At 35.2% G+C, this 22,789-nt stretch carries 25 protein-coding genes, 2 pseudogenes and 1 other annotated feature; of the genes and pseudogenes, 22 read left to right on the plus strand and 5 right to left on the minus strand.

Features of this window, described 5'->3' with window-relative positions; translation table 11 throughout:
* Positions 1-53: 53 nt before the first annotated feature.
* Both FD18_RS01795 and pepC read right to left on the minus strand, forming a co-directional pair.
* The gene (locus FD18_RS01795; protein WP_057718274.1) at positions 54-470 is read right to left on the minus strand and encodes a low temperature requirement protein A; all 417 of its coding nucleotides are present in this window, start codon (positions 468-470) and stop codon (positions 54-56) included.
* 157 nt (positions 471-627) lie between these two features.
* Positions 628-1,977, minus strand: a complete 1,350-nt coding sequence (pepC, locus tag FD18_RS01800; protein WP_057718275.1) for an aminopeptidase C — start codon at positions 1,975-1,977, stop codon at positions 628-630.
* Positions 1,978-2,159: 182 nt separating this feature from the next.
* Between pepC and FD18_RS01805 the strand changes: the two genes are divergently transcribed.
* The 12 genes and pseudogenes from FD18_RS01805 to FD18_RS01855 all read left to right on the plus strand — a co-directional run bounded on the left by FD18_RS01805 (position 2,160) and on the right by FD18_RS01855 (position 12,458).
* Entirely contained in the window at positions 2,160-2,711 is a 552-nt protein-coding gene (locus FD18_RS01805; RefSeq protein WP_057718276.1) for a dCTP deaminase/dUTPase family protein, read from the plus strand.
* The gene (radA, locus tag FD18_RS01810; RefSeq protein WP_057718277.1) at positions 2,711-4,090 is read left to right on the plus strand and encodes a DNA repair protein RadA; all 1,380 of its coding nucleotides are present in this window, start codon (positions 2,711-2,713) and stop codon (positions 4,088-4,090) included. Before FD18_RS01805 ends, radA begins: the two co-directional genes overlap by 1 nt.
* Before the next feature lie 81 nt (positions 4,091-4,171).
* Complete coding sequence (gene gltX, locus FD18_RS01815; RefSeq protein ID WP_057718278.1) at positions 4,172-5,671, plus strand: glutamate--tRNA ligase; 1,500 nt, start codon at positions 4,172-4,174, stop codon at positions 5,669-5,671.
* 94 nt (positions 5,672-5,765) lie between these two features.
* Positions 5,766-7,178: a cysteine--tRNA ligase gene (gene cysS, locus FD18_RS01820; RefSeq protein WP_057718279.1), complete on the plus strand. Its 1,413-nt coding sequence runs from the start codon at positions 5,766-5,768 to the stop codon at positions 7,176-7,178.
* Complete coding sequence (locus FD18_RS01825; RefSeq protein ID WP_057718280.1) at positions 7,171-7,614, plus strand: Mini-ribonuclease 3; 444 nt, start codon at positions 7,171-7,173, stop codon at positions 7,612-7,614. The genes cysS and FD18_RS01825 overlap by 8 nt, the downstream gene beginning before the upstream one ends.
* Positions 7,601-8,356 (plus strand): 23S rRNA (guanosine(2251)-2'-O)-methyltransferase RlmB, encoded by a 756-nt coding sequence (gene rlmB / locus FD18_RS01830; protein WP_057718281.1) that lies wholly within the window; start codon positions 7,601-7,603, stop codon positions 8,354-8,356. Before FD18_RS01825 ends, rlmB begins: the two co-directional genes overlap by 14 nt.
* Positions 8,357-8,826: 470 nt before the next feature.
* Positions 8,827-9,531, plus strand: a pseudogene (locus FD18_RS09905) (PTS transporter subunit EIIC).
* Between the two features lie 23 nt (positions 9,532-9,554).
* A complete protein-coding gene (locus FD18_RS10315) occupies positions 9,555-9,662 on the plus strand; it encodes a hypothetical protein (RefSeq protein ID WP_256978280.1) in 108 nt (35 codons plus the stop codon).
* 53 nt (positions 9,663-9,715) lie between these two features.
* A pseudogene (locus FD18_RS09580) lies at positions 9,716-9,841 on the plus strand (family 1 glycosylhydrolase); the annotation flags it as partial.
* 143 nt (positions 9,842-9,984) lie between these two features.
* Complete coding sequence (locus FD18_RS01845; RefSeq protein WP_057718283.1) at positions 9,985-10,542, plus strand: sigma-70 family RNA polymerase sigma factor; 558 nt, start codon at positions 9,985-9,987, stop codon at positions 10,540-10,542.
* 67 nt (positions 10,543-10,609) lie between these two features.
* On the plus strand, positions 10,610-10,828 hold the full coding sequence (locus tag FD18_RS01850) for a P8 family protein (RefSeq protein ID WP_003649422.1): 219 nt from the start codon (positions 10,610-10,612) through the stop codon (positions 10,826-10,828).
* Between the two features lie 121 nt (positions 10,829-10,949).
* Positions 10,950-12,458, plus strand: coding sequence for a gluconokinase (locus tag FD18_RS01855; protein WP_057718284.1), 1,509 nt, complete (start codon positions 10,950-10,952; stop codon positions 12,456-12,458).
* A gap of 67 nt (positions 12,459-12,525) precedes the next feature.
* Here FD18_RS01855 and FD18_RS01860 read toward each other — a convergent pair whose 3' ends face one another.
* The 3 genes from FD18_RS01860 to FD18_RS01870 all read right to left on the minus strand — a co-directional run bounded on the left by FD18_RS01860 (position 12,526) and on the right by FD18_RS01870 (position 16,781).
* Positions 12,526-14,286 carry a 1-deoxy-D-xylulose-5-phosphate synthase gene (locus FD18_RS01860; RefSeq protein ID WP_057718285.1) on the minus strand — a complete coding sequence of 587 codons (1,761 nt, stop codon included), beginning with the start codon at positions 14,284-14,286 and terminating at the stop codon, positions 12,526-12,528.
* Between the two features lie 97 nt (positions 14,287-14,383).
* Entirely contained in the window at positions 14,384-15,631 is a 1,248-nt protein-coding gene (locus FD18_RS01865; RefSeq protein ID WP_057718286.1) for an MFS transporter, read from the minus strand.
* 97 nt (positions 15,632-15,728) lie between these two features.
* Positions 15,729-16,781, minus strand: coding sequence for a polyprenyl synthetase family protein (locus FD18_RS01870; protein ID WP_057718287.1), 1,053 nt, complete (start codon positions 16,779-16,781; stop codon positions 15,729-15,731).
* Between the two features lie 329 nt (positions 16,782-17,110).
* On the opposite strand from FD18_RS01870, the gene rpmG reads away from it, so the two are divergent.
* The 10 genes from rpmG (at position 17,111) to rplL (ending at position 22,733) form a co-directional block, all read left to right on the plus strand.
* Positions 17,111-17,260 carry a 50S ribosomal protein L33 gene (gene rpmG, locus FD18_RS01875; RefSeq protein WP_003647778.1) on the plus strand — a complete coding sequence of 50 codons (150 nt, stop codon included), beginning with the start codon at positions 17,111-17,113 and terminating at the stop codon, positions 17,258-17,260.
* Between the two features lie 7 nt (positions 17,261-17,267).
* Positions 17,268-17,438: a preprotein translocase subunit SecE gene (gene secE, locus FD18_RS01880; protein WP_004895754.1), complete on the plus strand. Its 171-nt coding sequence runs from the start codon at positions 17,268-17,270 to the stop codon at positions 17,436-17,438.
* Between the two features lie 94 nt (positions 17,439-17,532).
* Complete coding sequence (gene nusG, locus FD18_RS01885) at positions 17,533-18,084, plus strand: transcription termination/antitermination protein NusG (protein ID WP_057718288.1); 552 nt, start codon at positions 17,533-17,535, stop codon at positions 18,082-18,084.
* Positions 18,085-18,215: 131 nt separating this feature from the next.
* A complete protein-coding gene (gene rplK / locus FD18_RS01890) occupies positions 18,216-18,641 on the plus strand; it encodes a 50S ribosomal protein L11 (RefSeq protein ID WP_004895752.1) in 426 nt (141 codons plus the stop codon).
* A 97-nt stretch (positions 18,642-18,738) separates the two neighbouring features.
* Positions 18,739-19,431 (plus strand): 50S ribosomal protein L1, encoded by a 693-nt coding sequence (gene rplA, locus FD18_RS01895; protein WP_004895751.1) that lies wholly within the window; start codon positions 18,739-18,741, stop codon positions 19,429-19,431.
* A gap of 130 nt (positions 19,432-19,561) precedes the next feature.
* Entirely contained in the window at positions 19,562-20,206 is a 645-nt protein-coding gene (locus tag FD18_RS01900) for an amino acid ABC transporter permease (protein ID WP_011161561.1), read from the plus strand.
* Positions 20,193-20,840, plus strand: coding sequence for an amino acid ABC transporter ATP-binding protein (locus FD18_RS01905; RefSeq protein ID WP_057718289.1), 648 nt, complete (start codon positions 20,193-20,195; stop codon positions 20,838-20,840). The genes FD18_RS01900 and FD18_RS01905 overlap by 14 nt, the downstream gene beginning before the upstream one ends.
* The gene (locus tag FD18_RS01910; protein WP_057718371.1) at positions 20,840-21,628 is read left to right on the plus strand and encodes an amino acid ABC transporter substrate-binding protein; all 789 of its coding nucleotides are present in this window, start codon (positions 20,840-20,842) and stop codon (positions 21,626-21,628) included. The genes FD18_RS01905 and FD18_RS01910 overlap by 1 nt, the downstream gene beginning before the upstream one ends.
* A 38-nt stretch (positions 21,629-21,666) precedes the next feature.
* Positions 21,667-21,790: a sequence feature (ribosomal protein L10 leader region), on the plus strand.
* Positions 21,791-21,827: 37 nt separating this feature from the next.
* A complete protein-coding gene (rplJ, locus tag FD18_RS01915) occupies positions 21,828-22,328 on the plus strand; it encodes a 50S ribosomal protein L10 (protein ID WP_057718290.1) in 501 nt (166 codons plus the stop codon).
* Positions 22,329-22,370: 42 nt separating this feature from the next.
* Positions 22,371-22,733 (plus strand): 50S ribosomal protein L7/L12, encoded by a 363-nt coding sequence (gene rplL / locus FD18_RS01920; protein WP_003647769.1) that lies wholly within the window; start codon positions 22,371-22,373, stop codon positions 22,731-22,733.
* Positions 22,734-22,789: the final 56 nt, after the last annotated feature.

Below are 22,789 nucleotides of genomic sequence, written 5' to 3' on the forward strand. Positions count from 1 at the left end.
CTTTCATAGATAGTACTTTATATATTTGTACTGTCTACTAAAGTAGGACTATATCAAAAAAACTTAGCAGTATTTTTATCATTTGAATTAGATGATTTAAAGAAAACAATTAGATATTGCAGAAAGAGTGTAAAAGAAAGCAGACTAGCAGCAAGGAAAAAGGTAGTTAAATCTTTTGAACTAGTATTGGTAAAGGAATTGGACATATACAGCAAAGTCATCATATCAATGAAATAAAAAGTAATATCTGCCCAACTAGGTGAGCCATACCGGTTAGTAAAAACTGACTGGAACATCCAAGAATTAATGAAGACAATAACGATAACTGCAAAAATTAAAAATGAGATAGGTAAAATGGTGCCGTGATGTAAATGATGAATCAAACTCGTTGCTTGCGAGATCATATAAGTAAACACAAGATCATAAAATAATTCAATTATTGAGACACGCTTTGTTAATATATTAGGTATTGTATGAAATCCTTTCTTACTGAGTAACTGCTATTATTATAAAGTAAGAGAGAGAAATATAGTGGAAGAAATTAATTTTATATTCTTAGATACTAAAACTAGACAAAATAAAAAATCATTCAGAAAGCAATAAAAGCAATCTGAATGATTTTTATTTCTAATAATTATTAGCTAAAGCACCCATTGGATCCCAAGGAAGTAATTGAATTGGATCTTTACTGCCGTCCTCAAATGTTTTCTTCAAGTCATTGCTAAGATACTTCTTGTTGATAACTGCTTGGTAAACAAATTTATCGAACCAGCTGTCACTCATTACAAAGTAACCCTTAAATCCAGGCTTTTCACCCCAAGAATTTTCAATCTTCCACTTAGTTGGCTTGCCATCTACTAAATCAACACCTGTAATAACCATTGCGTGGTCCATCATACTTTCGCCTGAATCAAGCATGTCAGCTTTAGACATTTCAAAGTCAACATCAAATAAGTCATCACGTTTGTATAGTTCAGTATCAAGTAAACCAGCTTGACGTTCAGAGTCTTTAACAACGTTTGATCCAAACCAAACAACTTCACCATTTTTAAGTTGAGTGATAATCAAATCTTTCATTTCGTCAATTGGTAAGTTCAAGTGACGTACTTGACGTCCACCTTCCACATTTCCTAAGTATTCAACCGAAAATACCTTGTGGAAAGGTTTGTCTTTAGTTGGTGCATTAATTGTGGAAATGTACTCGTTTAAATCCCAGCCAACGTACTTTTTAAAGAAGTCTTGTGGACTTAGGGCAGCATCTCTATGGTAGTTACCATCGTCATCTTTGTATTCAAAATCAAAAGTTTTAGGTGGAACACCGAGAGAAATAGCTAAAATACGGTAAACTTCCTTAAGCATTTCGTTTTTGCGTGCTTGAACTTTTTCTTCACTCTTTCCATCTTGAACCATCTTGCGTAATTCAAGTCCATCTTTTCTAAGAAGCGTATTTAGAGTGTCATTTAAAGCACTTGAATTAGTTGCATTAGCTGTTTCTGGGTAAACTTTCTTTGGAACAATACCATATTTTTCAATGATTCCGCAAAGCATATCCCATTGACCACCGTCTTGTTGTGGAGTTGCAAATAGGAAAGCAACTTTACGATCGCCTAAATCTTTGTCAGCAGTAGCAATTACATTTTCAAAGAACCAGTTTGACTTTTCAAATTTGTCCCAAAAGTTAGTGTAATTTTGAGATAATTCAAAGTCCTTAATTTTGAAGTTCTTTTGAATTGAATGACGCATAGTGTTTAAAGCACTGAACATCCAGCAGCGACCAGATTGTTTTTGGTTAGCAACTTTACCAGTATCAATTTCAATTGAAAAAGTTGGGTCTAAGTCAATCTTAGTTTGTAGATTTTGACTAGCTTTAAAAATACCATTTTCTTGAGCTGCACGAGCCGCAATTTTGTTAGCTTTACTTGAGTTAAAGTCATTTTCGAAATTATTAATAAGATCGTTTGTGATTTTTTTACTCATAAGATCCTCCTTAATTAGAAAAAGCTTAATTCTATTTTAGCTTAAATTAAAGATAGTCGTCTAGTACTTGAAAAAAGAATATCTGACCTAAAAAAATAGGTGCTTTTTTTCGTATATATAATTAGGGACATCTTACAATAATTAACGTAAAATATAGGTCTAGGAAAAAGAGGGGAAAAATAATGAAAAAACGTGGTTTTGAAATAGTATCTAAGTATCGTAATGCTGGTCTTAGCTTGCCTCAACGTCAAACGATTGCTAGTGCAGGTTATGACTTTGAGTGTGCACAAGACATAGTTTTGCCATCTATTTGGTGTATGAACTTCGTAAGAATTTTTAGATTAATTAGAAATAGTCATGAATTAAATGAGCGAGATTTAGAATTAGCAGAAAAAGTATTGAAACCTTTTTTGGTGCCTACTGGTATTAAAGCTTACATGCCAGAAGATGAAGTCTTAATTTTAGCTAATCGTTCATCTAATACTTATAAACGTAATGTCACCTTGCCTAATGGAATTGGTGTAATTGACAGTGATTATTACAATAATGAAAAAAATGAGGGGGAAATTTATTTCCAATTGGTTAATTATGGAGTTCGTCCCTTAAAGATCAAAAAGGGTGAACGAATTGGTCAAGGAATCTTTATGCCCTACTTAAAAGCTGATAATGATGAACCAGTTCAAAGACAACGTCTTGGTGGTTTTGGTTCTTCTGGAACAAGGAATGAAGAATAATGGCAAAAGTAAAAACACGTTATAAATGTCGTAATTGTGGTTATATTTCAGCTTCTTATTTAGGTAGATGTCCAAATTGTGGTGCCTGGAATCAATTTGAAGAAGAAACACAAGAAGTTAGAAAAGTTTCAACTAAGGCTACCGCTAGCCGTTTAATGACAAAAATTGGAAATAATGATCCAGTAAAATTAAATGAAGTAAGGGCTGAAAAGGAGAAAAGAATTGTAACTCCTTTTGAAGAATTAAATCGTGTTTTAGGAGGGGGAATTGTCTCAGGATCCTTGGTTTTGATCGGTGGAGATCCTGGAATTGGGAAATCTACCTTAATGCTTCAAATTACCGGAGCTTTGGCCAAAGAACACAGTGTTTTATATGTTTCAGGTGAAGAGTCGGCTAGTCAAATAAAGATGCGAGCAGACCGGTTAGGGGTAAGCAATAGTGGGATCTTGCTTTATCCTGAAACAAATATGCAGAATATACGTGAGCAAATCGATGAAATTAAACCAGACTTTTTAGTAATTGATTCTATTCAAACAATGAATGAACCATCCCTTGATTCAATGGTGGGTTCAGCTTCTCAAGTTCGTGAAGTAACTAGTGAATTAATGAAGATTGCTAAAAATGATCAAATTACTACCTTTGTTATTGGACACGTGACTAAAGAAGGAGCAATCGCTGGTCCAAAGATTATGGAGCATATGGTTGATACTGTTCTTTATTTTGAAGGCGACGGACACCATTCTTACCGAATTTTAAGATCAGTTAAAAATCGTTTCGGAGCAGCTAACGAGATTGGTATGTTTGAAATGAAAAATGAAGGGTTAACTGAGATAAATAATCCTTCTGCAATCTTTTTAGATGAAAGATTACCTAATTCAACTGGTTCAGCAGTTGTAGTTTCTCTTGAAGGAACTAGACCACTCCTTGCAGATATTCAGGCTTTAGTGACCCCTACAGCTTTTGGTTATGCAAAAAGAACAACTTCGGGTTTAGATTTCAATCGTGTAGCTCTTTTATTAGCAGTTTTAGAAAAGCGCGGCAATTTAATGCTTCAAAATCAAGATGCGTTTTTAACTGCAACTGGTGGGATAAAATTAAATGAGCCAGCAATTGATTTAGCAATTTGTATGGCTGTGGCATCCAGTTATAAAAATAAAGAAATTTCTTCTACAGATTGCTTTGTAGGTGAGGTTGGTTTAACTGGAGAAATTAGAAGAGTAAATCAAATTGATTCAAGAGTAAAAGAAGCTGCTAAGGTTGGGTTTAAGAGAATTTTTATTCCTAAACATAATCTGACTTCTGAATTAAAAAATAATTCTAATATTGAAGTAATCGGAGTATCAAGTTTGCCACAAGTTTTAAAACTTGTTTTTAACTAGAAGATGGATTGAACTTTTGCTCGTTAAAAGTTACACTTAAATGGATGAATTTTAATAAATTTTGAAAGAGGCGCTTTAATTTTGGCAAAACAAAAAATTCGTGTTCGTTACGCACCAAGTCCAACAGGCCACTTGCACATTGGTAACGCGCGTACTGCATTATTTAACTATTTATTTGCACGTCATAACAAAGGGACAATGGTCTTAAGAATTGAAGATACCGACCAAAAACGTAATGTTGAAGGTGGTTCTAAGTCCCAAATGGAAAACTTGCACTGGTTAGGTATTGACTGGGACGAGGGTCCTGATAAGGGTGGCGACTTTGGCCCTTACCGCCAATCAGAGCGTAAAGATATTTACAATAAGTACATTAAGCAATTAATTGACGAAGGTAAGGCTTACTACTCATACAAGACTGAAGAAGAACTTGAAGCACAACGTGAAGAACAACGTGCAATGGGTATTGCTCCTCACTATACTTACGAATATGAAGGCATGACTGCTGATGAGATTAAACAAGCTCAAGCAGATGCAGAGGCAAAGGGCTTAAAGCCAGTTGTTCGTATTCATATTCCAGAAAATAGAACTTATGCTTGGGATGATATGGTTAAAGGCAAGGTGTCATTTGAATCTGATACTATTGGTGGCGACTTTGTTATCCAAAAACGTGATGGTATGCCAACTTATAACTTTGCCGTTGTAATTGATGACCATTTAATGGAAATTACTCACGTTCTTAGAGGAGACGACCACGTAGCTAATACTCCTAAGCAATTAGTAGTTTATGAAGCACTTGGTTGGGAACCACCTAAGTTTGGTCACATGACTTTGATCATTAACTCTGAGACTGGTAAGAAGCTTTCTAAGCGTGATGAATCAGTTCTTCAATTTATTGAACAATATCGTGATCTTGGTTACCTACCAGAAGCAATGTTTAACTTCATTACTTTACTTGGTTGGTCACCTGTTGGTGAAAGTGAAATTTTCTCACAAAGAGAATTAATTAAATCATTTGATCCTAAGCGTTTATCTAAATCACCAGCTGCTTTTGATCAAAAGAAGCTTGAATGGATCAACAACCAATACGTAAAGAAAGCAGATCGTGATGTTTTATTAGATCTTGCTTTAAATAATTTGCAAGAAGCTGGTTTAGTTGATAAAGAAATTTCACCTGAAAAGATGGAATGGGTTCGTCAATTAGTAAATATCTACGCTGTGCAAATGTCTTACACTAAGCAAATTGTAGATATTACTAAGATCTTCTTTGAAGAAGCTCCAGAATTATCTGATGCAGAAATTGAAGAAATTAAAAAAGACGATGCACGTCCAGTAATTGAAGAATTTAAGAAGCAACTAAATGCTGTTCCTCGCTTTACTGCAGTTCAAGTTATGAATGCAATCCAAGCTACTCGTCGTGAAACTGGTGTAAAGGGTAGAAAATTATTTATGCCAATTAGAATTGCTGCTACTCGTTCAATGGTTGGACCTGGTATTGGTGAAGCGATTGAATTAATGGGTAAAGAAAAAGTTAATAAACACATTGACTTAACTTTGAAGCAATTAAGCGATTTAGGTCTTTAATTATTTCTAATACAGTTAAAGCTACGTGAAAGCGTGGCTTTTTTTGTTAGAATAATAGTTATGAAAGAATGTCTTAAGTGAAAGAAGGATGATCATGAAAGTCTTTAACACTTTAACTCGAAAAAAAGAAGAGTTTAAGCCATTAGTGGCTGGAAAAGTAAGCATGTATGTGTGTGGTCCAACTGTTTATAATTACATTCATATAGGAAATGCCCGGAGCGTTATTGCATTTGATACAATTCGTAGATATTTCGAATATCGTGGTTATGACGTAAAGTATGTTTCTAACTTTACTGATGTTGACGATAAGATGATTAATGAAGCACGTAAGGAACATACAACAGTTGCTGAACTTGCTGAACGTTATATTAAGGCTTTTATAGAAGATACAGAAGCCTTGAATATTCAGCCAGCCGCGCTTCATCCTCGAGCTACTCATGAAATTAAAGAAATTATTGGTTTTGTTCAAGATTTAATTGATAAAGGATATGCTTATGAAGTTGATGGTGATGTATATTACCGGGCTAGAAAATTTCCTAATTATGGACAATTAAGCGATCAAAATATCGCTGAGCTTGAAGAGGGAGCTTCTGAGCATATTAATGAGGAAGAACAAAACAAAAAAGAAGATCCAATTGATTTTGCTTTGTGGAAGGCTCAAAAAGAGGACGATGAAATTGCTTGGAATTCGCCATGGGGTAAAGGCCGTCCCGGCTGGCACATTGAGTGTTCAGTTATGTCCACCACATATTTAGGTGATACGATTGATATTCATGGTGGTGGTCAAGACTTGGAATTTCCACACCATGAAAATGAAATTGCTCAAAGTGAAGCTAAAACTGGTAAAAAGTTTGTTAATTACTGGATGCATAATGGTTTTGTAACTGTTGGTAAAAAACAAGAAAAAATGTCAAAGTCACTCCATAACTTTGTTACAGTGCATGATATTTTGAAGCAAATTGATCCACAAGTTTTACGTTTCTATATGTCAAGTGTTCAATACCGCCGACCAATTAATTATTCTAAGGATGGTTTAAAACAAGCAGAAACTGTTCTTAAACGCTATCAAAATACTTTACGCAATCTTGAGGCTAGACTGCAGGATGAAACAGATTCACTTGAGGATAGCATATTAAGAGATAATCTTACGCAAGCAAAGGCTGAATTTATTGAAGCAATGGATGATGATTTTAATGTTCAAAACGCTTTGAGTGTGATGTATGATTTGACTTCTACCCTTAATACTCATCTTCAAGAGGATAAAGTGGATAAACCAGCATTAAAACGTGCTAAAAAGATATTAATTGATTGGCTTGAAATTTTTGGCGTTAACTTTAATGAAAATCAAGCTGAAGATGATACAGATATTGAAAAGATGATTTCTGAACGTGATGCAGCTCGTAAAAACAAAGATTGGGCTGAAAGTGATCGTCTGCGAGATCAATTACAAGCTAGGGGCATTGTAATTGAAGATACCCCACAAGGAACGAGGTGGCATCGTGCTTAAGCCAAAAGTTTTAACAGAAAGAACGACTAATCCAGATGCTTTAGGTCCATTAACCTTAGCTTATCTTGGAGATGGTGTATATGAAGTTTATATCAGACGTCACTTAGTTAAGGGTGGTATTGTAAAACCACAAATGCTTCAAAGATATGCGACTCATTATGTTTCTGCCAAAGCGCAAGCTGCTTTAATTACGAAGATGCAAGACTTAAATATGCTTGATGAAAATGAACTAGCAGCGTTTAAGCGTGGAAGAAATGCTAAAAGTCATACACATGCTAAAAATACTTCAATCAATACTTATAAACTATCAACAGGTTTTGAAGCAATGCTTGGATACCTAGACTTGCTAGGTAAAAAAGAACGAATTGATGAGTTGGCAAAATGGTGCATTGATCAAGTGGAGCAAGGAGGATTAGATAACTATGAGTTCAAATAATGATGAATTTGTGTATGGACGTCATGCTGGGATTGATTTTTTAAAGACACAAGATGCCAATTTAATTAATAAAGTATTTTTACAAAATGGAGTGCAGGAAGAATTTGCTAATCAAGTCTATCAATTAGCACGTAAAAAGAATTTAGTCGTACAAAATGCTCCGAAAAATAAATTGGATCAGATGGTTAATCATGAAAACCACCAAGGTTTGGTTTTGACAGTAGCGCCATTTGAATATGCAGATTTAGATCAACTTCTTGATAAATTTGATCAAGAAGGAAAAGATCCATTTATTTTAATGCTAGATTCTATTGAAGATCCACATAACTTAGGTTCAATTTTAAGAACGTGCGATGCTACTGGCGTTGATGCAGTAATTATTCCAAAAAGAAGAGCGACTGGCTTAACTTCCGTTGTTGCCAAGACTTCGACTGGAGCAATTGACTATGTTCCAGTGGCTCGCGTTAATAATTTAGTACAGACTACTAAGATCCTTAAAAAGCGCGGTTACTGGATCTTTGGAACTGCGATGGAAGGCGAAGATTATCGTAAGTGGAATGCCAAAGGCAAAACAGTGCTTGTTATTGGTAATGAAGGCAAGGGGATTTCGCCATTGTTATTAAAGCAAATGGATCAAACTTTAACCATTCCAATGGTAGGACATGTACAATCCTTAAATGCTAGTGTAGCAACTGGTGTTTTACTTTATGGGATGTTCAATAGTCGCCATCCAGAAAAATAAAAATTCAAGAAAAACGTTTGCATATATTAACTGAACCTGATATGACAACAAGCAGTAAGAGATTGAAAAAGTAGTTTGTTACTATTGGATTGGGCGAGACTACTGAATAACTCTAACTAACAGTACGTTAGTGGAGCTTATTCAGTAGTCTTTTTTTATCCTTTTTTAAGGAGGTGGGGAGAGTTGTTGTTGATCAAGCGCGTGTTTAATAATAATTCAGCTTTGGTTGAGCTAGGCAATAATCTTGAAGCAGTTGTAGTAGGAAACCGAATTGCTTTAAAAAAACTGAAGGAAAGGAGATAGATACGAGTAAAGTTGAAAATATTTTTTATCTTGAAAATAGTGCGACAAAACGGACTATTTTCTCATTATTAAAGAATACACCAGTAGATATTGCTGTAACTACTATGCATGTCGTTGATCACGCACATAGAAAATATCACTATGAATTAATGGGCTTTTTGTCCTTAATGGCTGCTTCTACTGTAGCTAAAGCTTTAACTGGAAGTTTAAATCTAAAGTTGCCTAAAACTAACCAAATTCCAGTTGCTGGGGTTCAATATACAGCTCAAATTTCTTTTTCATTTGTGGCAATAGATACTTTATTAAATAAAGGAAATTTATATTTAGCTACTGATATGATTGGAACTAAAGGCTTGATTTGTATCTTCTTAGTAGCATTTATCGTACCTAATATTTATTATTTTTGTTTTAAACATAATGTCACGATCACGCTACCTGACGCAATATCTCAAAATATAGCTCAAGCATTCAAGAATAGTATTCCTTTTGCTTTAGCAACTACTTTCTTTTAGTCATTTACACTAATTTTTAGAGCTTTAACTAATATGAATTTGGCAGCTTGGATAATTAAAAGCCTAACTCCACTTTTTACAGCAGCAGATGGGTATGTCGGATTGACAATTATTTATGGTGCAATAGCGTTTTTCTGGTTTATCGGAATTCAAGGCCCCTCAATCGTTGAACCAGCAGTTACGGCAATATATCTAACCAATGTTGAAGCTAATTTAAAAGCATTTAATTCAGGAAATATTCAAGGCATTAATCATATTTTGTTGCAAGGAATTCAAATGTTTGTTGCTACTTTGGGAGGAACTGGAGCAACTTTAGTAGTAACATTTATGTTTGCTTTTTATTCAAGTCTAACCAATTAAAAGCAGTTGGACATGCATCAACCATTCCAGTTATTTTTGGTGTAAATGAATCTATTTTATTTGGTGCTCCATTAATCTTAAATCAGATTTTCTTTATACCTTTTATTTTTGCACCAATTCTTAATGTTTGAATCTTTAAAATTTTTGTTAATGTGCAGGCTATTTCCTGTAGTCTTTACAAGATAAATCTTCGTGGTCAAATGGATATAATAAACGTTACGAGTTAATTTATGTGGATTTCGCTAGTCAAGATAGGCATTTAAAAAGCAGTGTTTTGTTGTTTAAAGTCTTAAGTAAAACTTTGCAATAATAATTTTTTAACAGATAATAAATTATCGTTCCGAAACTAAGCACAACCTTTTTATACTTGTATCCCATAAACGTTCGTTCCCTTAGAAAAAAATCTTCCTTTTTTTATTCTGATGATCAAATAGAAAAAGGAGGATTTTCCTGATGGAAAGAATGGATGAAGTTTATTTAATTAGACGCGTGAAAGAGGAACAAGATACAATTGCACTGCGTGAGCTAGTTAATCGATATCGCCCATTAATTAATGGAGCAAAATTAAATTTTTATCTGCGAAATTTTGATCAAGATGACTGGGAACAAGAAGCCTTGATTATGTGTTATCAAAGCTGTTGTACGTATGACGAAGAAAGGACAGAAAATTTTGGTGCGTATTATCGAACCAAGTTTTATAACCACTTACGCTCACTTTTAAGATATGAGTTAGCTCATAAAAGAAACGCATTTTCTAAATCTATTTCCTATGATAATGTGGTGCAGAAAAATCTAATTAAAGAAGAAGTGGAAGAGATGCATATTACGCCTCGAAAGGAAATGTATCAAAAATTTATTAAAAAACTCTCTGAGAAAGAACTAATAGCCTTAAAAATTTTTTTGGGAGAGATAACAATTGAAGAGGCTCAAGCTAAAACAAAGTATAGTCGCTATCAATTATTGCAGGCCAAAGCTCGTTGTAAAACAAAATTACGGAAGGAATTGTTTTAAATTCGCATAGAGGTGATAAAAAGACTATAATAATATTTGTAGAATTTATTTAGGAGGTAATTTTAAGATGGCAGATGAAGTTATTAAGACAGAATTGTTAGACCGTCACATGAAGGAAGTTTTTGATTGGAGCGACTCTGACATGCCTGTTAGAGATGCACTATGGGACTACTTTATGGAAAAGAATGGTAGAGATACCATGAAGACGGAAAGTGACATGCTTCCGTTCTTGAAAGACTCTGACGATAAGATCGAAGCCTTCGTCAACGAAAATCTTAAGAAGTAACATCACCTAAAAATAATAATTCTACGCACCGTGGTCACGCACTGTTTGACCACCAAAGAACAGTCTCTAGGGATTGTTCTTTTTTTGTGAGAAAATATATTTTAAAAGAAAGGGGCGGCTTATGGACTATATAATTGGGATGGATATCGGAACAACAGCAAGTAAGGGTGTATTGTATCAAGAAAATGGTAAAAATATTGAAGAATTATCAATTCCTTACCCTTTAATTCAAGAACAAGTGGATCAAGCAGAAGAAGATCCACAAGTAATATTTGATGCTGTTCAAAAGATTATTTTCGGCTTAAGTAAAAGAGTGTCAGGAAAAATTAAAGCAATTTCTTGGTCGAGTCAAATGCATAGTTTAATCGGTATTGGAAAAGACAATCAAGTACTGACTAACAGTATTACTTGGGCAGATAATCGAAGTAGCCAGATTGTGGCGCAAGCAAAAGAAAGTGGACTTGCGCAAGATATTTATCAACAGACAGGAATGCCGCCTCATCCAATGGCTCCTGTGTATAAATTATTGTGGATTAAAGAAGAAAATCCTAAACTTTTTGCACAAGTGCAAAAGTGGATTGGAATTAAAGAATATATCATTTGGCGTTTAACTGGTAAGATAGTCACCGATACAACTATGGCAGCTGGAACTGGCTTGCTTAATCTTCACACTTTAACTTGGGATGGGAAATTACTTGATAAAATTGAACTAGATCCAAAAAAATTGCCAAGCTTAGCTAAACCAGAAGATGTAGTTGGAAAAGTAGAGACAGAATATATACAAAAATTGAGTTTAAATCCTGAAACAAAAATTATTTTAGGAGCTAGTGATGGATATTTATCAACAATTGGTGTTGGTGTTTTAGATAAAAAGTATTTTGCACTAAATGTTGGTACATCAGGAGCTATAAGAGCCATTGCACCTAAAGCAATAGTTGACTCAAAAAATCGCTTCTTTTGTTATCCGGTGGATAAAAGCCATTATCTTCTTGGCGGTCCGGTAAACAATGGTGGAATAGTCTTTGAGTGGGCTAGAAAAACGATTTTTGGGCCCGATCAGACTGCAGAAGATTTTATTAGTGTTGCTGAAACTGTTCCTGCTGGTAGTAATGGCTTGATTTTTCATCCTTACTTAGGAGGAGAGCGGGCACCAATTTGGAATGCTCAAGCTCGTGGATCTTTTATTGGATTAAGTCGAAACCACACTAAACCGCAAATGGCGCGGAGTGTTTTAGAAGGTATTGTCTTTAATCTTTTAGGTGCAGCTAGAGGCTTGCGCGAAAAATTAGGGGAACCAGAAGCATTAAGAGTCACTGGCGGCTTTGTAAGGAGTGATTTTGTAAGGCAGTTAATTGCTGATATTTTTAATTTACCAGTAGTGGTAATTAAAAATGATCAAAGTGGAACTTTAGCAGCCATGTTTCTAGCACAATTGGGCTTAAATGAAGAGAATAGCTTAGACAAAATAGTGAAAGAAATAGATAACAGTAAAGTCTACTTTCCAAATCCAAAAAATGTGCGGATCTACCAGGATATAATTCCAATCTATCGAGAAGTAGAACACGATTTAGACCAAAGCTATGATAAAATAGCTCGGTTTCAGAAAAAATATCCTAAATTATTTGAATAATCAAAAAGGGTAAGTTGTATCAAATTAGTACAATTTACCCTTTTTCTAATATAAATATGAATTTAACTTATTTTAGGATTTCTAAAATGTCACTAACAATTTGATCAGGCATTAAATGGTCGCGCTTGTAGATAGATTCTTTTGGTTCATTATCAGTGTATTCTTTTTTAGCACCATAATTATTAACCATCATCTTGGTTGGACCATAGTAGCTCGCAATCTTTTGACCAAAACCACCATCAATACTATTGTCTTCTAGAGTAACAACTAATTCATGGTCGTTTTGAAGTTTATCTAATGCTTCATAATCAAGGTGAGCGGCAGACTTTGGATTAATCAAAGTGGCATTAATATTTTCTGTCTTTAATAAATCAACTACCTTTTCACCTAATTGATAAAAGTCACCTAAACCAATGATTGCAACTTTAGAACCGGGCTTTACATCATATTTAATAATTGAGTAATCTTCATCAGCCGCTTCACCTTCAGGGACTGGATTCACTGGAGACTTAATTGCTACGGGATGCTTTCTTTGCTTAACTGCCCATTCAAGCATTGATTTTAATTCATTCAAAGTGGTAGGAGCTAAGTATTCCCAGTTTGGCCAATTTGCGACCATGGCGTTGTCAAAAATACCTAAGTGAGTCTTAGAAGTACCAGTAATTCCGCCACCAGCTACCACCATTACGACTGGTAAGTCGTTAGCTGCTACATCGTGCGAAAGTTGATCATAAGCACGTTGTAAGAAAGTAGAATTTTCAAATAAAACTGGGACAATTCCTTCTTTAACAGCCCCTGCAGCAAAGGCGACAGACTCTTGCTCAGCAATTCCTACATCCTTATAATTCTTAGGATATTTATTCTTAATCTCGCCTAAGCTAAAGACGCCTGGGATAGCAGCATTAATTGCTAGAATGTTTTCTTGATTTTCGATATATTTCTTTAAGAAATCAAGAATTACAGTAGTTGGATTAGGAGTCTTTGGAGCTGGTACAGTTGTCTTGTCCGTCTTAAGATCAAAAGGCAATACCCAGTGGTGACTAGCTTCATTTTCAATAGCTGGTTCGTATCCCTTACCCTTAAGGGTATTGATATGCAAAACAATTGGATGATCAATATCTTTAATTGATTTAAAGGCATCAATCATTGCTTTAATATCATTTCCTTGACCGACATATTTATAATCCAGTCCCATCGCAGTAAAAGGATTATCAGCTGTTTGACCATTCGATTCGCGTAGTTTCTTCAAAGCAGTTACAACCCCACCGACATTATCGTCAATCGACATTTGATTGTCATTTACTACAATAATTAGATTATGCTTTTCATCAGTCGCATTATTAAAGCCTTCAAAGGCTAAGCCACCAGTTAAAGAACCATCCCCAATAAGAGCTGTAATATTTTCATGTTCTCCTAGCATATCACGTGCTCTAGCCATTCCAGTTGCTAAGGCAACTGAAGTTGAAGTATGACCAACAGCAAAGTAGTCATAGGGACTTTCCTCAGGATTAGAATAAGGAGTTACATCTTCGTACTTATCTGGATCAAGCCACGCATAAGCACGGCCAGTTAACATCTTGTGTGGATAGGTTTGGTGAGAAACGTCCCAAACAATCTTATCTTTAGGTGCATCAAAAACATAGTGGTAGGCAATCGTAGTCTCGACAATTCCGAGGTCTGGCCCAAGGTGTCCACCTTCTACGGAGTCTTTTTCTAGAATTAAAGTTCTAATTTCACTAGCTAATTGTTCTAGCTCTTTTAAGTTTAATTTTTTTAAATCTTTTGGACTTTCAATTTTGTTCAATAAAAATTCTGGATGTTTATTCATATTTTTCACCCCAACATTAATAAAAAAGCTTACTCATTTATTGTAAGTCAATGAGTAAGCTTTTACTAATATTAAGTTAGCATAGAGAAGTATGAGATTAATCTATACTTTCTTCGAATGGTTGAGGTGCATTTTGCTTTTTGAGGGTAAGGAACAAAGCAACAAAACTTAGCGCAAAAGCAGTTGCGTTGATTGCCCAACCGAAGTTATAAGAACCAGTAGTATCAAATAAAAGACCGTTTAAGTAAACAGATGCAGACATTGCAAATGCACCAGTCATATTAATTACTGAAAGAATTGTACTGTAGTCCTTAGCTCCGAATTCTTCTCGAATAAGGTAAGGAAGAGCAACTAAACACACACCTTGACCCAAACCTAAAATAAAGGCAGAGGCAATAAGTGGAAGACTAGTCTTAAAGAAAATTTCGCCGCTCCAGCCTAACAAGCCAAATAAAGAATAAATAAATAAAGTAGCTCGTGTATTAAAACGATCAAGCATAAAACCGATAGAAATCTTACCAGCTGCTGCTCCAAGCATTACCCCAGAAACTACTGAGGCACCAATTGTTAATGGGAGACCCTGGCTGGTAATATGACCTGAAATATGTTGCACAGATCCAGAAACAAATTGCAGTGCAAGCATTGCAAATGCTAAAGCATAAAAGACAGGTGTCTTAAGTGCTGCCTTAAGGGTAACACCACTAGTTTCAAGAACTTTTTCTGGTATATTTTTCACTTTGCCGTATGCTTGATGTTTTTGGTTAGGTTTTTCTCTTAAGAAGAATGCTGAAGGAACTAAAATTCCGAGAATTAGTAATCCTTCGCAGATGAAGCCACCTCTCCATCCAAAGTTGGTAATGATGTTACCAATAATTGGATTAAAGATGGTACCACCAAAGGCTGAAACTCCAAGGGCAATTCCCATCACAGTTCCTAATTTTTCATTGAACCAGTTTCCTAATAGAACAGGGATGGATAAAGTAATAGCAATTGGTTGGCAAATTCCAATGATGATCCAAGCAATGTAAAAATGAGTTAAACTTTGTGCTACTGATAAGCTAAGCATGGAAAATCCAATTACAGCAAAACAGAAAGTTAAAAGCCAACGCAAGTTAAGCTTGGTCATAATTTTACCTGCAAACAGCAAGGTAATTGCGGCAGCAGCATTTTGCAAGGTTGTCATTAAGGCAACGCTTGCCCGACCAACATGGAAACTTTTACTAATTGGCTCAAAGAATAAACCAATAGTATTAACAATTAATCCAAATCCTACTAAAGAAATTAAACAGGAGGCAATAAAAACCCACCAGGCAAAAAAATGCGAATTTTCTTTTTTCTTAGTCACTTCTTTTCCTACTTTCTAGAATTATAATCCAAAAAAAGATTATAGCGAATTGGTAAAGAATAGGGAAAGAAAAGAGAATGTCTTAACATTCTCTTAATTAATAACTTCTTTTTAATAAAATATTTGTTAGCTCTTCAAGTTGCTGGCGAGTTTTGTTGTCTGGCCAATGCTTTTGTAAGTTGTGTAAAGCTTTATCAGTGAATTTATCAGCTAACTTTTGTGCTCGTTTTACCCCGCCAAGGTCATTAACCATTTTTTCTATCTCTTGCAATTGTTCTTTAGTCAAATCTTGTCCTAATTTAACTAACTCATGTAAGCGGCCTGTAGAGTCGTTTTGTAAGGCGAAAATTAAGGGACCAGAGTAGATACCATCTTTAACATCTAATAAGACTGGCTTTTTAAAAGTAAAACTAGTAGTCGTGTAGTCTAAAATATCATCTCGTAGTTGAAAAGCTTGGCCCAAGTATTCACCAAACTTTTTAGCTTTTAGGGCCTTAGTTACTTTAAGGCCACTCTCATAAGCACCAATAAAACAGGCTAGACCAAATAAGACTCCAGTTTTACCTTTAATCTGATCTAAGTATTCTTTTTCAGAAATATTAATGTTATACGCATTGTTATATTGTTCAGTTTCGCCGACTAGGATATTTTGCATAGTTTTTCCATCCGCAATAACGCTGTGTAAGCTTTGAGCATTTTCACTTAAAAGAGTGAGCGATAAAGCAAATAAATAGTCGCCAGCATAAACTGCGATATGCTTGCCATATTTGGTCTGAATTGAGGGCCTACCATGGCGCATGCTCGATTCATCGATAATATCATCGTGAATTAAGGTAGCATTATGGAGAGTCTCAATTGAGGTTGCTATTTTTTGTAGTTCTTCGCGTTTTTGGTTAGCATTTGGCCCAAAAGACCCAAAGAGCATTACGCAAGCAGGACGCAGCATTTTCCCAGGAGCTACAAAAGTGTCTTTTAAGGCCTTTCCTAGTAGACCCGGAACAGTATTTACATGTTTTAAAATAATACGATTGATGGCAATCATATCTTTTTGAGTTTCTGGAAACTTGTCCCAAAAAGTGAAATTGCTCGTGTTATTGGTTCTTTTTTCGGAAAGTGAATTTTGTAGTGGATGAGTTGAATTTTCTGCCATGATAAATATTTAATTAAAAGGAAAAGTTGCTCCTTTTAATTAATAAATCCTTCCAATCAGTTGAATATCAGCATAAGAGCAGTTAAAATTAAACGGAAATAAAGTTAATGAAGTAAAATTGTTATTTTTTAGTTTATTTTCAATTTTGAAGATAGCTTTATTTTTAATTAAAAATGATCTTATAAGTATAATTCTACACTATCTATTAATATTATTTAAAAGGAGATATAATTTTTTGATGGGTAAATTAGGTTCTTCTTTACTTTATTGATAGGAATTGCTAAAATAACATTTTTTTGCTAAGATAAATGCAGTTTAGGAGTGGTTTTATGGCAGTAAAGAAAGCAGCTCTTGCATGTACTGTATGTGGTTCTCGCAATTATTCGATTGCAGCAAGCAAGAATAGAACGCAAAGACTTGAACTTAAGAAGTTTTGTAAGCATTGCGGAAAGCAAACTTTGCATAAGGAAACGAGGTAGGTAAGCAATGTTTAAGTTTATTAAGAGTGTTAACCAAACTATGGCAAAAGTATCATGGCCTACATGGAAACAAAATAGACGTGATACAGGTGTTGTAATCATCAGCTCAATTTTGTTTGGTGCTTACCTTGGTTTGCTAGATTTATTATTTAGCTACTTAACGCAAATGTTCTTATAAAAACAGTATATGTGTTATAATTAAATCGGTTAAAAAGCCTCCCTCGGAGGTTTTTTTATTTGCATAAAGGTATTATTTTAAGGAGTTTAGAAACATGGTTGAAACCAGCGAAAAGAAATGGTACGTTTTACACACTTATTCTGGCTACGAAGAAAAAGTTAAGAAAGATTTACTTTCTAGAGCCCAATCAATGGGTATGCAAAATTATATCTTTCGAGTAATTGTTCCTGAAGAACAAAAAACTGAAACTGTTCGTGGTAAGAAACAAGAAGTAGATGAAAAGGTATTTCCAGGTTACGTTTTAGTAGAAATGGTAATGACTGATGAAAGTTGGTATGTTGTCAGAAATACGCCAAACGTTACTGGATTTGTTGGCAGTCACGGTGGTGGATCAAAGCCATCTCCTTTATATGATGACGAAATTGAAAGAATTCTTGCTTCTCAAGGCCAACCAGCTAAAAAACCTAAAGCTGACTATGAAGTTGGTGAAACAGTAACTATTATTGACGGTGCATTTAGTGGCATGAGTGGTAAGATTACTGAAATTAATCCAGAAAAAGATAAACTTTATGTTTCTATTGATATGTTCGGCAGAGAAACAAATGCTGAACTTGACTATAACCAAGTAAAAGAATTTGACCAATAATAAAAATTTAATTAGCTATTGTCAATTTAATAAATTGCTGGTAGTATATTAGAGTATCTTTATTATTGTGGGAGGAGAAGAAGGAAAATTCTCCACTATAACCGCATCACGGAATCAAGGAGGTATTGACCGTGGCAAAGAAAGTTATTAACGTAGTTAAACTGCAAATTCCTGCTGGTGCAGCAACTCCTGCACCTCCAGTTGGTCCTGCATTGGGTCAAGCTGGAATCAACATCGTTGGTTTCACTAAGGACTTCAACGCACGTACTGCTGATCAAAAGGGTATGATTATCCCTGTAGTTATTACTGTCTATGAAGATCGTTCATTCGAATTCATTACTAAGACTCCACCAGCTGCTGTTCTTTTGAAGAAGGCTGCTAAAGTGGACAAGGGTTCTGGTGAACCTAACACTAAGAAGGTTGCTAAGGTAACTAAGGACCAAGTTAAGGAAATTGCCGAAACCAAGATGAAAGATCTAAACGCTGCAGATATTGAAGCTGCTATGCGCATGATTGAAGGTACTGCTAGAAGCATGGGCTTCACTGTAGAAGACTAGTGTTTTTAGGAACGTCGGATCGTTAATCAAAATTAACGAATCAAGGTGGGAGAGTGTGAGAAGACTCGTTTGACCACATTTTCAGGAGGATTTTTACATGGCAAAGCATGGAAAGAGATATTTAGAAGCAGCTAAAAAAGTTGATTCAACTAAATTTTATTCAGTAGATGAAGCTATGAAGTTAGCAAAAGAAACTTCATACGCAAACTTTGATGCAACTATTGAAGTTGCATATAACTTAAACGTTGACCCTAAGCAAGCAGATCAACAAATTAGAGGTGCATTGGTACTTCCAAACGGTACTGGTAAATCTAAGAAAGTTGTTGTTTTTGCTGAAGGTCCACAAGCTGACCAAGCTAAAGAAGCAGGTGCTGACGAAGTTGGTTCTGATGATTTAGTAGAAAAAGTTCAAAACGGTTACTTAGACTTTGACGTAGTTATTGCTACTCCAATGATGATGGCTAAGGTTGGTCGTTTAGGTCGTATCTTAGGACCTAAGGGCTTAATGCCAAACCCTAAGACTGGTACTGTTACTATGGACGTTGCTAAGGCTGTTGAAAACCAAAAAGCAGGTCAAGTTGAATACCGTGTTGATAAGCAAGGTTTGATCCACGCACCAATCGGTAAGGCTTCATTTGACGCTGAAAAATTAGCACAAAACTTTGATGCTTTACGTGACGTTATTCTTCGTGCACGTCCTGCATCAGCTAAGGGTCAATACGTTAAGAGTGTTGCCGTTTCTGCAACCTTTGGCCCTGGTATCCACTTGGATCCATTAAACTTAGACTAATTAATAGTTGTTTAATTAAGCAAAAAGACTTCACAATTGTGAAGTCTTTTTTTGTACTAAGGTTGAAAGTGTAATGAGATTTTAGTTAAAATTAAACAATATGCTATTTTTAGAACAGGAGGTGAAGGAAATGCTAAATTATATTTTTAGTATTTTACCTTCATTATTTTCCGGTGCTTGGTTAACTATTGAGATCTTTTTTTGGACGACAGTAGTTTCTATTCCGCTAGGTTTATTAGTTGCCTTTGGTTTACATTCAAAATTGAAGTTAGTTAAAGCTATTTTGAAATTTTATGTATGGATTATTCGTGGTACACCGCTTTTACTACAATTAATTTTTATTTTTTATGGCTTACCAACTGTGGGAATTGTCTTTCCAAGATATGAAGCTGCTTTAGTTGCTTTTATTATCAATTATGCAGCTTACTTTGCAGAAATCTTTCGTGGTGGGCTTCAAGCAGTACCAGTCGGACAATTTGAGGCAGCACAAGTCCTAGGGTTAAGTAGATGGCAAACAATTAATAGAATTGTACGTCCACAAGTTGTTAAGATTGTTTTGCCTTCAATTGGTAATGAGCTGATAAACTTAGTTAAGGACTCCAGTTTGGTCTATGTAATTGGTTTAGGAGACCTTTTACGTGCTGGAAATGTTGCGACTGCAAGAGATGTATCTCTAGTTCCACTCGTATTAGTAGGGTGTGTATATTTGGCAATGACAGCAGTTTTAACAGCTTTATTGAGAGTAGTAGAGAAGAGAAGCAATGTTTGGAAATAAAGTTTTAGAGCTCAAGAATATAAGTAAGAGCTTTGGCACGAGAAAAATTATTGATAAATTAAGTTTGTCATTAGATCAAGGAGATATCTTAAGTATTATTGGCCCCTCAGGTGCAGGGAAAACGACCCTACTTCGTTTAATTGCTGGTCTTGAGAGTGCCGATAGTGGGAAATTCATCCATAATGGAAAAGAATTTGATCCTACAGACCGTAATAATCACTTGGTAGGGATGGTTTTTCAAGACTACAATCTTTTTCCAAACCTTTCGGTAATGGATAATATTACGCTTGCTCCAATTATGGTAAATAAGATGAGTAAAGCAGAAGCTGAAAAAGCAGCTACACCTGTTTTAGATCAACTAGACTTAAACAAGTTTAAAACTTTATATCCATATCAATTATCAGGAGGACAAAAGCAACGTGTAGCCATTGCTAGAGCACTGCAAATGAAACCTGAAATCTTATGTTATGATGAGCCTACATCTGCTTTAGACCCTGAGTTAGTAGGAAAAGTAAAAGATATTTTCTTAAAGCTTAAACAAACTGGAATGACGCAGGTAATTATTACTCATGATCACCAGTTTGGAAAAGCTGTTGCTGATAAAATCTTAAAAGTTGAGCCAATAGAAAAATGATGAAAAAAATAATACGATTTTTGTGCCTATTGATCATTGTGCTAGCTTCTGTTGGCGTGGCTGGATGTCAAAGACAGGAAAATTCATGGCAGACGATTAAGTCGCGCGGTACTTTAGTAATTGGTGTTGACGACAGCTTCGTACCAATGGATTTTCGCCAAAAAAATGGTAAGCTTGTTGGCTTTGATGTTGACTTAGCTAAAGCGGTTTGCAAGGAAATTGGGTTAAAACCTGATTTTCAAACAATAGATTGGTCAATGAAAGAGACTGAGCTTCGTAATGGAACCATAGATGTTATCTGGAATGGATACACTAAGACGAAGGCTAGGGCAAAGAAAGTAGCATTTTCAAAACCTTACCTTGAAAATGATCAGATCCTGGTTACACGGAAAAATAAGGGAATAGATAATTATCGACAAATGAAGGGAAAAATTCTTGGAGTTCAGACAGGATCTTCAGGAGCCGATGATTTGGATAATTATCCTAAAGTCTTAAAAAAACGCGTTAAAAGTACAGTTTTGTATGATACTTATAACAATGCCTTCATTGATTTAAAAGCTGGTAGAATTGATGGTTTATTAATCGATGGGGTATATGCAAATTATTATTTAGCTCATAGCAAGTATCAAAAAGAATTTAAAAAAGAAAAATTACCATATCCAAGTGAAAAATTTTCAGTAGGAATCAATAAAAAAGATAAAACTCTTAAAAACAAAATCAATCAAGCTCTTAACCACCTAGAGAAGACAGGAGAGCTAAAAAAGATTCGCGAAAAATGGTTTAATTAAAAAAAGCTATTGACGACTTACCTAATTTACGGTAATATATTGTACAGTAAATTCTACCTAAGACTCGGGTGGCTAACGTGCCTTAATATCCCGCCGAGGCCAGAAAAACAAAGAGTTTTACAACTCCATGTCTTTTTGGCATGGGGTTTTTATTTCGGCTGATAGAATTTATCTTAAAGTAAATTTGGAGGTGAATTCGTTGAGTAAAGCAATCATTGCTAAAAAAGAAAAGCTTGTTGATGACTTTGCAGCAGAACTTAAGGAAGCGAAAGCTATCTTAGTAATTGACTACTTAGGTTTAACTGTTGAAGAAGTAACTAACTTACGTAAGGATTTACGTGATTCTAACGTTAAGATGAAAGTTATCAAGAACACTTACTTAAAGCGTGCTGCTGAAAAGGCTGGTATCGAAGGTTTAGACGATACTTTTGTTGGTCCTACTGCTGTTGTTTACACTGCTGATGCAGAAGACATTACTGAACCAGCTCGTATTGTTTCTAAATACGAAGATGATATCGATGCATTATCAATTAAAGGTGGTATGCTCGAAGGTAAGGTTGCCAGCCAAGAAGAAATCAAGAAACTTGCAGCTATTCCAGGTCGCGAAGGTTTACTTTCAATGCTTGTATCTGTATTACAAGCTCCAGTTCGCAACTTTGCATACGCTGTTAAGGCTGTCGCTGATTCAAAAGACGAATAATATAGTAAATTTACACATATCTAATTTCGGAGGAAACTTATAATGGCTTTAGATACTGAAAAGATTATTGAAGATTTAAAAGGTGCTTCAATCCTTGAATTAAACGACTTAGTAAAGGCTATTGAAGACGAATTTGGTGTTTCAGCTGCTGCTCCAGTTGCTGCTGCAGGTGCTGCAGGCGCAGGTGCAGAAAAGACTGAATTTGACGTTGAATTGACTGATGTTGGTCAAGAAAAAGTTAAGGTTATCAAGGTTGTTCGTGACATCACTGGTCTTGGCCTTAAGGATTCTAAGGACCTTGTTGATGGTGCTCCTAAGAACGTTAAGGAAGGCGTTTCTGAAGACGAAGCTAACGACATCAAAGCTAAACTTGAAGAAGTTGGCGCAACTGTTACTGTTAAGTAATAAAGTCTTAACTGAATACACTGTTAAAAATGAGGATTCTATTTTACGGAGTCCTC

Source organism: Lactobacillus taiwanensis DSM 21401 (assembly GCF_001436695.1).
GTDB lineage: Bacteria > Bacillota > Bacilli > Lactobacillales > Lactobacillaceae > Lactobacillus > Lactobacillus taiwanensis.

Bases quoted from the DNA above. Each gene is read 5' to 3' on its own strand.
- rpmG (WP_003647778.1), top strand. From the start codon at position 17,111: ATGGCAGTAAAGAAAGCAGCTCTTGCATGTACTGTATGTGGTTCTCGC.
- cysS (WP_057718279.1), top strand. From the start codon at position 5,766: ATGAAAGTCTTTAACACTTTAACTCGAAAAAAAGAAGAGTTTAAGCCA.
- radA (WP_057718277.1), top strand. From the start codon at position 2,711: ATGGCAAAAGTAAAAACACGTTATAAATGTCGTAATTGTGGTTATATT.
- FD18_RS01855 (WP_057718284.1), top strand. From the start codon at position 10,950: ATGGACTATATAATTGGGATGGATATCGGAACAACAGCAAGTAAGGGT.
- secE (WP_004895754.1), top strand. From the start codon at position 17,268: ATGTTTAAGTTTATTAAGAGTGTTAACCAAACTATGGCAAAAGTATCA.
- rplA (WP_004895751.1), top strand. From the start codon at position 18,739: ATGGCAAAGCATGGAAAGAGATATTTAGAAGCAGCTAAAAAAGTTGAT.
- rplL (WP_003647769.1), top strand. From the start codon at position 22,371: ATGGCTTTAGATACTGAAAAGATTATTGAAGATTTAAAAGGTGCTTCA.
- rlmB (WP_057718281.1), top strand. From the start codon at position 7,601: ATGAGTTCAAATAATGATGAATTTGTGTATGGACGTCATGCTGGGATT.
- FD18_RS01850 (WP_003649422.1), top strand. From the start codon at position 10,610: ATGGCAGATGAAGTTATTAAGACAGAATTGTTAGACCGTCACATGAAG.
- pepC (WP_057718275.1), bottom strand. From the start codon at position 1,977: ATGAGTAAAAAAATCACAAACGATCTTATTAATAATTTCGAAAATGAC.
- FD18_RS01860 (WP_057718285.1), bottom strand. From the start codon at position 14,286: ATGAATAAACATCCAGAATTTTTATTGAACAAAATTGAAAGTCCAAAA.
- FD18_RS01905 (WP_057718289.1), top strand. From the start codon at position 20,193: ATGTTTGGAAATAAAGTTTTAGAGCTCAAGAATATAAGTAAGAGCTTT.
- FD18_RS01805 (WP_057718276.1), top strand. From the start codon at position 2,160: ATGAAAAAACGTGGTTTTGAAATAGTATCTAAGTATCGTAATGCTGGT.
- FD18_RS01870 (WP_057718287.1), bottom strand. From the start codon at position 16,781: ATGGCAGAAAATTCAACTCATCCACTACAAAATTCACTTTCCGAAAAA.
- FD18_RS01900 (WP_011161561.1), top strand. From the start codon at position 19,562: ATGCTAAATTATATTTTTAGTATTTTACCTTCATTATTTTCCGGTGCT.
- FD18_RS01845 (WP_057718283.1), top strand. From the start codon at position 9,985: ATGGAAAGAATGGATGAAGTTTATTTAATTAGACGCGTGAAAGAGGAA.
- FD18_RS01910 (WP_057718371.1), top strand. From the start codon at position 20,840: ATGAAAAAAATAATACGATTTTTGTGCCTATTGATCATTGTGCTAGCT.
- nusG (WP_057718288.1), top strand. From the start codon at position 17,533: ATGGTTGAAACCAGCGAAAAGAAATGGTACGTTTTACACACTTATTCT.